At 63.0% G+C, this 8,419-nt stretch carries 9 protein-coding genes; 4 read left to right on the top strand and 5 right to left on the bottom strand.

The annotated features are described in order from the left end of the window. Positions 1 to 25 precede the first annotated feature (25 nt). The 3 genes from CAG25_RS26645 (at position 26) to CAG25_RS26635 (ending at position 2,457) form a co-directional block, all read left to right on the top strand. The gene (locus CAG25_RS26645) at positions 26 to 430 is read left to right on the top strand and encodes a hypothetical protein (protein ID WP_085610217.1); all 405 of its coding nucleotides are present in this window, start codon (positions 26 to 28) and stop codon (positions 428 to 430) included. 40 nt (positions 431 to 470) lie between these two features. Next, positions 471 to 887 (top strand): organic hydroperoxide resistance protein, encoded by a 417-nt coding sequence (locus CAG25_RS26640; RefSeq protein WP_085610216.1) that lies wholly within the window; start codon positions 471 to 473, stop codon positions 885 to 887. Between the two features lie 136 nt (positions 888 to 1,023). Then, the gene (locus tag CAG25_RS26635; RefSeq protein ID WP_085610215.1) at positions 1,024 to 2,457 is read left to right on the top strand and encodes a catalase; all 1,434 of its coding nucleotides are present in this window, start codon (positions 1,024 to 1,026) and stop codon (positions 2,455 to 2,457) included. A gap of 57 nt (positions 2,458 to 2,514) precedes the next feature. Here CAG25_RS26635 and CAG25_RS26630 read toward each other — a convergent pair whose 3' ends face one another. The 3 genes from CAG25_RS26630 to CAG25_RS26620 all read right to left on the bottom strand — a co-directional run bounded on the left by CAG25_RS26630 (position 2,515) and on the right by CAG25_RS26620 (position 5,698). Further along, on the bottom strand, positions 2,515 to 3,933 hold the full coding sequence (locus CAG25_RS26630; RefSeq protein ID WP_085610214.1) for an aldehyde dehydrogenase family protein: 1,419 nt from the start codon (positions 3,931 to 3,933) through the stop codon (positions 2,515 to 2,517). Between the two features lie 65 nt (positions 3,934 to 3,998). Continuing rightward, positions 3,999 to 4,748, bottom strand: a complete 750-nt coding sequence (locus tag CAG25_RS26625) for a creatininase family protein (RefSeq protein WP_064595644.1) — start codon at positions 4,746 to 4,748, stop codon at positions 3,999 to 4,001. A 134-nt stretch (positions 4,749 to 4,882) separates the two neighbouring features. Next, positions 4,883 to 5,698 carry a helix-turn-helix transcriptional regulator gene (locus CAG25_RS26620; RefSeq protein ID WP_064595641.1) on the bottom strand — a complete coding sequence of 272 codons (816 nt, stop codon included), beginning with the start codon at positions 5,696 to 5,698 and terminating at the stop codon, positions 4,883 to 4,885. Positions 5,699 to 5,831: 133 nt separating this feature from the next. Here CAG25_RS26620 and CAG25_RS26615 point away from each other — a divergent pair, with 133 nt between their 5' ends. After that, a complete protein-coding gene (locus CAG25_RS26615; protein ID WP_085610213.1) occupies positions 5,832 to 7,046 on the top strand; it encodes a CynX/NimT family MFS transporter in 1,215 nt (404 codons plus the stop codon). Between the two features lie 46 nt (positions 7,047 to 7,092). On the opposite strand, the gene CAG25_RS26610 is transcribed toward CAG25_RS26615, so the two are convergent. Then, positions 7,093 to 7,869, bottom strand: a complete 777-nt coding sequence (locus CAG25_RS26610) for an alpha/beta fold hydrolase (RefSeq protein WP_064595637.1) — start codon at positions 7,867 to 7,869, stop codon at positions 7,093 to 7,095. Positions 7,870 to 7,893: 24 nt separating this feature from the next. Further along, positions 7,894 to 8,403, bottom strand: coding sequence for a cytochrome P460 family protein (locus CAG25_RS26605; RefSeq protein WP_085610666.1), 510 nt, complete (start codon positions 8,401 to 8,403; stop codon positions 7,894 to 7,896). Positions 8,404 to 8,419: the final 16 nt, after the last annotated feature.

Raw genomic sequence — 8,419 nt, 5'->3', positions numbered from 1 at the left:
CGATGGTTTTGCGAGGGATTCGACCATGGCTGAAGGTTATCGCCACACTTGCCTGTGCGAGTCAGACCGGCTCGGCAACGACGAATTGTATGCCTTGGTCGCGGGCGCCGTCCGGCATGGCCGGGGTGAGGCGCAACAGCTGTTCGCGACGGTGACACCGTTGCTTATCGCCTTCTACGAAGGTCAGGTGCAGGCCGGGCGGATCCGTCGCGAAGACACCGGCAGCCTCGTTCAGCAAGCCTTCAGGGCGCTCTATCAGGAACAGGCCGCCCATGACCCGAGCTTTCCGTTTCGCGCCTGGCTGATCGAGATCGCCCGCTCGACCCTGCTCGACAATCTTGGCCATCGCGGCGCTGAAGTCGTGCCCACGGCCGACGGGCTGGCGGGTGCATCTGCACGCGAATGTCATGAACCCACGCGGGCCACATGAACCGCCCTCCACGCTGTGAAATGCTTTTCAGGGAATGCCCATGATCGATATCGAAAAAACCCTCTACTCCGCGCATACCTGCACCACAGGCGGCCGCGAGGGCACAGGACGCAGTGACGATGGCCGACTGGATCTCAAGCTGTCGCCCCCGGGTGCGCCCGGCTCCGGAACCAACCCCGAGCAATTGTTCGCCGTGTGCTGGTCAGCCTGTTTCCTCGGCTCGCTGCGCCACGCCTGCAATGCGCGCAAGATCGTTTTTCCGGCCATGGCCGGGGTGGATGCTCAAATCGACCTGGTCCACGGCGAGCACGGGTTCTTCCTGCAAGCGAAACTGGCGGTGTCACTGCCGGAGATCGAACCGCAAGTGGCGCAGCAACTGATCGACGCGGCACACCAGAACTGCCCCTACTCCAAGGCCACGCGCAACAACATCAAGGTCAGCATCACCCTCGCCTGATCTGTCCCCCGCCGACACCAGAACGCACCGTCTTCCAACCACACCTTCGTACTATCCGGCGACACCATGGTGCAATAGATCGCGCCCGGGGCTTTTGATGTGATGGCGGGAAACCGACAAAAGCCAGGAGTTGCGCATGAACAAGCTGACGACTGCCGCGGGCGCGCCCGTGGTTGATAACAACAACGTACAGACCGCCGGCCCCAGAGGCCCGATGCTGTTGCAGGACGTATGGTTGCTGGAAAAACTGGCGCACTTCGATCGGGAGGTCATTCCGGAGCGGCGCATGCACGCCAAGGGTTCCGGTGCGTTTGGCACCTTCACCGTCACCCACGACATCAGCCATTTCACCAAGGCCAGACTGTTTTCCAGCGTGGGCAAGACCACCGATGTGTTCGTCCGCTTCTCGACCGTGGCCGGTGAGCGTGGCGCGGCAGATGCCGAGCGCGATATCCGTGGATTCGCCATCAAGTTCTACACCGAACAAGGCAACTGGGATCTGGTGGGCAACAACACGCCGGTGTTCTTTCTGCGCGACCCGTTGAAATTCCCCGACCTCAACCATGCGGTCAAACGCGACCCGCGCACCAATATGCGCAGCGCCCGCAACAACTGGGATTTCTGGACGTTACTGCCGGAAGCGCTGCATCAGGTCACGATTGTCATGAGCGATCGTGGCCTGCCGCGCACCTACCGCCACATGCACGGTTTCGGCAGCCACACCTTCAGTTTCATCAGCCCGGCGAACGAACGTTTCTGGGTGAAGTTCACCTGGAAAACCCAACAAGGCATCGAGAACCTGACCGATCAACAAGCCGCGACACTGATCGGCGATGACCGCGAAAGCGCCCAGCGCGACCTGTACAACGCCATCGAAGAAGGCCACTTCCCGCAATGGAAGCTCTACGTACAAGTGATGCCGGAGCTGGACGCCGAGACCTACCCGATCAATCCGTTCGACCTGACCAAAGTCTGGCCTCACGCGGATTACCCGCTGATCGAAGTCGGCGTGCTCGAACTCAACCGCAACCCGGACAACTACTTCGCCGACGTCGAACAGGCGGCCTTCAACCCGGCCAACGTGGTGCCCGGCATCAGCTTCTCACCGGACAAAATGCTCCAGGCCCGGCTGTTCTCCTATGGCGATGCCCAGCGCTATCGCGTTGGCGTCAATCATCACCAGATTCCGGTGAACGCGCCGCGCTGCCCGGTCAACAGCTATCACCGGGACGGCCAGATGCGCACCGATGCGAATGCGGGCAGCACAATCGGCTACGAGCCCAACAGCTATGGCGAGTGGGCCGAGCAACCGGATTTCAGCGAACCACCGCTGGCCCTGAAAGGCAGCGCCGGGCACTGGAACCACCGCGAGGACGACGACTACTTCTCGCAACCTGGCACGCTGTTCCGGGCCATGTCGCCCGCCCAGCAACAGGTTTTGTTCGAGAACACCGCGCGCTCGATCCATGGCGCCAGCGCCCAGACCCGGCAACGCCACATCGATAACTGCACCCAGGCTGATCCGGCGTACGGTGCGGGTGTTGCACAGGCCATCGAAGCACTGGGCTGATCCGCAATGACGTAAGCAGGGCAAGCAGGATTGATCCTGTTTGCCCTGCTGCCGTGGTCAGTCCTCGACGATGCTTTTCGCCTCAAGAAACGCTTCCAGCCCCGACACCCCGAATTCCCTGCCGATCCCCGACTGCTTGACCCCGCCAAACGGTGCCAGCAGCTCCGGTGCGATCCGGTTGATCAACACCGAACCGGCCTCCAGGCGCGCAGCGATGCGTCGGCCCCGTCCCGCCTCGCGGGTGAACACATACGCCTGCAAACCGTAGACGCTGGCATTGGCGATGCGGATGGCGTGTTCTTCATCGTCATAGGCGATGATCGACAGCACCGGGCCGAAGATCTCTTCCCGGGCAATGTCCATGTCATTGCTGACGTCGGCAAACACCGTGGGCTTGACGAAATAGCCCTGGCTCAGCCCGACAGGCCGGCCCTCCCCGCCGACGATCAATCGCGCGCCCTGCTCCAGCCCGCGCCGGATAAAACCCTGCACGCGATCAAACTGCGCCTGGTTGAACAACGGGCCGATGGCGGTCGCCGGATCATGGGGATTACCGACCACTATGGCGTCGACCAAGGCTCTTACCCGCTCGATCACCTGCGGCAAGAACGCGCGCGGCACCAACAGCCGCGTGCCGGCGACACAGGCCTGACCGTTATTCATGAAGGCGGCATTCAGGGCCATGGGGATGGCCGCTTCGAGATCCGCGTCGTCGAGCACGATGGACGCCGACTTGCCGGTGAGCGACAGGCTCAACCGCTTCATGGTCTCGATACCCGCGCGGGCAATGAGTTTTCCGGTGGCGGTGGAACCGGTGAACGAAATCTTCGCGATGTGCGGGCTGGTGCTGATCTCGTCGCCCACTTCGCCGCCACGGCCCGAGACAATATTGATCACCCCGTTTGGCAGTTCCGCACGGTGCAAGGCGAGCGCGAGCACCTGGGTCTGTAACGGGCTGAGTTCGCTCGGCTTGATGACCGAGGCGCAGCCGCCGGCAATCGCCGCCGCCAGTTTGCTGCACACCGTACCGGCGGTGCTGTTCCAGGGCGCGAACAATGCCGATACCCCAACCGGTTCCATCACGACGCTTGCACGACCCACAGGCCGCACCAGCTCGTAGTTTTCGAGAATCTGCGCCGCGTTGGCGAAGGATTGCGAGGCGTACTGGCTGACCCATTGCGCACGGGCCAACGGTGCGCCGTATTCCTCGATGGCGGTGTCGCGTATCTCCTCGGTGCTCTCCAGCACCGCCGCCTGCAGGCGCTTGAGCATGTCGATGCGCTCGGCTTTCGAGGTGCGGCCCATCGTGACTTGCGCACGCTGGGCGGCGGCGATGGCTTGCCTGGCATCGTCGCGATTGGCCAGGGTGACCGTTCCGATGACGGACTCCGTCGCCGGGTTGATGCATTCGATCGTTTCGCGGCCCTGAACGGGCACGAACGCACCATCGATGTAGCTGTGCTTGATAGTCCACATGGCGATTTTCCCAAGGGTTGAAACAGCAACGCCCGGAACATCCGGGCGTTGGTCAGGGCGACGGCTCAGTCAGGTAGTGATTCGCGGCTGAAGGCTTGCACCTCCTGCACCAGACCACGAGCGGCCATTTCCACCAGTTGCCGACCCTTTTCCGGCGAAGCCTGGGCCGGGTCCGAGCCCATGCGGCCGTCCGGATGACGGGCACGGAAATCCGCCGCTTCCCGGATCGGCCCCCAATTGGCGATCTGCGGCGAGTAGTCGGCCGACTTGATGGAATCGGGGTAGGCCCATTGGGTCACGGCGATTTCCGAAGGCGTGGCATGAATGCCGTGGCCGGTCGGGAACTGCTCGCGCGCCAGCTCGTTCACCCCTTCCAGGTCCCACCAGTTGCACAGCTTCAGGGCGAACCCGGCCTTGCGTCGGGCGAAACTCGCTTCGGCGTACAGCTCCGAAAACGCCGCTTCGATTGACGCGATGTTGCCGCCGTGGCCATTGAGGAAAAAGATCTTTTCAAAGCCGTGGGCGGCCAGCGAACGGGTCCAGTCGGCGATGGCGGCGATGAACGTCGAGGGCCTGAGCGAGATGGTGCCGGGGAAGCCGAGGTGATGTTGCGCCATGCCGATGTTGAAGGTCGGGGCAATCAGGATGTCGGCGTTTTTCTGCGCTTCATGGGCGATGATTTCCGGGCACATCCAGTCGGTGCCCAGCAGGCCGGTCGGCCCGTGCTGTTCGTTGGAACCGATCGGGATGACGATGGTGCGGCTGCGTTCGAGGAATTGGGCGATTTCGGACCAGGTCGATAGGTATAAAAGCATCAGGATTCTCACTCTTCGAAGGTTCCTCGCGGAACGAGGCTGGGTGTTCAGTGCACCTGCAACAGCAGTGTCATTGATACCACCCGCCTCCCTTCGACGACAGAATACGAAGGTATCGGAATCGCCGGAACGCGCTAATCGCGGACGAGAAATTCACGGGGCGATTCGCCCATCACCCGTCTGAACATGGCACTGAAGGCACTCTGGCTGGCGTAGCCCAGATCCCGGGCAATCACCCCGACGGATTGCCCCTTGTCGAGCCGGTCGATGGCGGTCGCCAGCCGCACCTGCTGCAGCCAGTGGCGGAAATTCAGGCCGGTTTCATTGACGAACAGACGTATCAGCGTGCGCGAACTGGCACCGACCCGGTCTGCCCAATAGCCGATCGAATGGTCTTGTCCGGGGTCTTGCAGAATCGCCTCGCACACCGTGACCAGTCGCCGGTCGACCGGCCATGGCACTTCGATCGGCAACGTCCGCGCCGCCTGCAACTCACTGAGTATCAATGCCACGATGTGCGCGTTGCGGCCTTCCTGCGGGTATTCGATCGGCTGCTCGGCCAGGGCCAGAATCAACTCGCGCAGCAGTCCGGGGATCTCCAGTACTTTGCAGTGATGGCCCAGCCCTGCGCAGACCTGCGGCTCGATGTAGATCGAGCGCATCTTGACCGCGCTGAGCATCAACTGGTCGTGGATCATTCCGGGCGGAATCCACAGCGCGCGCTTCGGCGGCAGGATCCACAAACCGCGCTCGGTGGCTACCCGCATCACGCCGTTCGAGGCATACAGCAACTGCCCGTGCCGATGCACGTGCGGCTCGTTGTATTCGCCGGTGGCCTGATCGCGGACCAGCACGGTCATCACTCGCGGCACGTCCTGATAATCGGGATAACGTTCGCTGCGCGGCGCGGAATCACGCTGGGCGATGATCTTGCGCACCTCCTGTTTCATCGCTGGAGTCTCCTGAAAACAGACCTTGATCGTGTTAAAGCGGCGATTGTCACTTTGGCGACAAACCCTGGCATTTGCCATGGCCGGCCCATTGTTAGCCTTGCGCTCATTGTTCATCAATGAGGCCTTTCCCATGGCAATCACCCGCAATCTCTCCGGCCACCAGCAGAGCGTCACGGCGGTGATCGGCCTGCTGATCCTGTCCATCGCCCTGCGGCCGCCGATCATTTCGGTGGGGCCGATTCTGCTGTTGATCCAGCAGCACTTTCAGTTGAGCTACACCCAGGCCGCGCTGCTGACTTCGATTCCCGACATCTGCATGGGCGTTTTCGCGCTGGTGGTTCCGAGCCTGGCCAGACGCTTCGGGATCGATCGCAGCGTGGTTGTCGCCCTGACGTTGTTGGGTGCCTCGACCTTGTTGCGGGCAATCTCGCCGAATGCATTCTTCCTGCTCGGCAGTACGTTCTTTGCCAGCATCGGCATCGCGGTTGCCGGCGCGATGACCGGCGCGTGGATCAAGACTCACTTTGCGCAACGCCCGGCGCTGTTCATGGGCATCTATGCCGGCGGCTTGAGTCTGGGCGCGACCCTCGCGGCGGTGCTCAGCGCACCGATTGCCGAGCTGGCGCAAGACTGGCGAGTCAGCGCCGGAGTCTGGAGCGTGCTGTGCCTCACCGCCATCGCCAGTTGGGTGTGGATGGCACGCCGTTTTGCGACACCGGCGCCCACCGTGAAATCGCCATCGAGCCCGAGCAAACGCCTGCCCTGGCGCAATCCGCAGGCGTGGCTGATCGCGTTGAATTTCGGGGCCGGGCAATTCGTGGTCTACGCCCTCTTCGCCTGGATGGCACCAGCGTCGGTGGAAGCGGCCACATCCAGTGTTTCCCCGGGCGTCCTGCTGGGCATTTTTACTGCAGTGTTCGCCGTGGCCAGCGTGGGTGCGGGCCTGATTCCGGGCAAGGCCCACGACCGGCGCGGTTTGCTTGGGCTGTCGGCGTTGCTGGCCCTGCTCGGGGTGGGCGGCATGGCGTTCCTGCCGGCGTACTGGCCGATGCTGTATGTGGTGCTCGCGGCCATCGGGCTGGGCATGGGCTTTACCGTGGCCATGACCTTGCCGCTGGATCACGCCCGCACCAGCGAACAGGCCGGATTGTGGACGGTGTTCATGTTGTTCATCGGTTACCTGATCGCCGCGCTCGGGCCGCTGCTGTTCGGTGCCCTGCGCGAATACACCGGACACTATGGCCCGGCGTACACCTTGCTGTTCGCGGTACTGCTGTTGATGCTCGGCATCACCCCCCTGCTCAGACTGGCACCGGCAACTTCGCCGCAGGTGTCCGTTGCCTGAGCGGGGGGTGACAGACCTGCGACGCGCCTCGGCACGTCGCAGGGTTTCAGTTGGCCGCCGCGGCTTTTTCAATCAGCCGGGCCACCGGTGCCGGATTCGACACCATCACCACGTGCGACGCGCCCTTGACCACCTCAACCGCCCTGGCATCTGCACGCTTGGCCATGAACGCCATCGCCTGGGGCGGGATGTTCTTGTCCTTGTCGCCGTAGATGTACCACGACGGAATGTGCTTCCAGGCCGGCGTTCCGGCCTGCTCGTTCAGCGCCGCTTCGGTGACCGGACGTTGAGTAGCCGCCATCAGCGCCGCTTGTGCAGCCGGGACGTCGGCGGCGAATTGATCGTGGAACTTGCTCTGCTGGATGTACAGGTCCTTGCCGCCGTCGGCCAGCGCAACCGGTGGCGCAAGCGTTGGTCCGAGGGTGCTGCCGGGAAACTTGCCGGCCAGCCCGGCAACGGTTTCACCGGCCTCGGGGGCAAAGGCGCTGACGTAGACCAGCGCTTTGACATTGGCATGATCGTTGGCCGCATCACTGATGACGTTGCCGCCATAGGAGTGACCGACCAGCACCACCGGCGACTGGATGCTGCTGAGCAACGCCGATACCGCTGCGCCATCGCTCTTGACGCCGCGCAGCGGATTGGCGGCGGCGATCACCGTGTAGCCATCCTTCTCGAGAATCTTCGCCACGCCGTTCCAGCTCGACGCGTCGGCAAATGCGCCGTGCACCAGCACCACCGTGGGTTTGGCGGTTTGGGCGAAGGCATTGGCGCCCAGGCACAGGCCCGCAGCGATGCTCAGTGCAATCAGTGTTTTTTTCATCGGGATGTTCCTCGTATGACGGATTCAGGGAGCGTATCGAGTGAAGACAAAATCGTGGTTCTGCACCCGCGCCTGATGGCAGGCAAAGCAGGTCTGGTGCTGGGCTTCGTCGGCGGGTTTGCCGTTGATGAAACGGCCGAATCCCCAGCCACCGGTCGAGGCGTATTTGCGCGAGTCCTTGACCATCACCTGAACGGTGGTGGCCGCTCCCGGAATCGAGGCCGGCTCGAACTCCGGCGACTGCACGTGTTTCCACGCCAGCTTCACCAGCACCGTGCCGTCGGGAAACGGCAGCGTCTTGCTCTGGTAAGCCTTGATCGCCCGGTCATTGCCCAACACCGCGCGCAGTTCATCCAGCGGCGCGGCTTCCTGGGCCGGGGCAATCAGCGCCCACTGCCGATAGTTTTTCGGCAGCTTCACGCCGTAGATCGGCGAGGCGTCGCCGTCATCGGCCTCGCCCAACGCGATACCGGTGGCCGCCAGTGCCGCGAGCGCAATGGCCGCTGGCAACACGGCCCAATGGTTGAATTTCATGGTCGGATCCCCTTCG

This window comes from Pseudomonas sp. B16(2017) (assembly GCF_002113205.1).
GTDB lineage: Bacteria > Pseudomonadota > Gammaproteobacteria > Pseudomonadales > Pseudomonadaceae > Aquipseudomonas > Aquipseudomonas pharyngis.
Note: the sequence above shows the minus strand (reverse complement) of the source record. Positions and strands in the feature narration are given on the sequence as shown.

Excerpts from the sequence above, each read along its gene's own strand:
- CAG25_RS26645 (WP_085610217.1), top strand. The coding sequence starts at position 26 with ATGGCTGAAGGTTATCGCCACACTTGCCTGTGCGAGTCAGACCGGCTC.
- CAG25_RS26640 (WP_085610216.1), top strand. The coding sequence starts at position 471 with ATGATCGATATCGAAAAAACCCTCTACTCCGCGCATACCTGCACCACA.
- CAG25_RS26635 (WP_085610215.1), top strand. The coding sequence starts at position 1,024 with ATGAACAAGCTGACGACTGCCGCGGGCGCGCCCGTGGTTGATAACAAC.
- CAG25_RS26630 (WP_085610214.1), bottom strand. The coding sequence starts at position 3,933 with ATGTGGACTATCAAGCACAGCTACATCGATGGTGCGTTCGTGCCCGTT.
- CAG25_RS26625 (WP_064595644.1), bottom strand. The coding sequence starts at position 4,748 with ATGCTTTTATACCTATCGACCTGGTCCGAAATCGCCCAATTCCTCGAA.
- CAG25_RS26620 (WP_064595641.1), bottom strand. The coding sequence starts at position 5,698 with ATGAAACAGGAGGTGCGCAAGATCATCGCCCAGCGTGATTCCGCGCCG.
- CAG25_RS26615 (WP_085610213.1), top strand. The coding sequence starts at position 5,832 with ATGGCAATCACCCGCAATCTCTCCGGCCACCAGCAGAGCGTCACGGCG.
- CAG25_RS26610 (WP_064595637.1), bottom strand. The coding sequence starts at position 7,869 with ATGAAAAAAACACTGATTGCACTGAGCATCGCTGCGGGCCTGTGCCTG.
- CAG25_RS26605 (WP_085610666.1), bottom strand. The coding sequence starts at position 8,403 with ATGAAATTCAACCATTGGGCCGTGTTGCCAGCGGCCATTGCGCTCGCG.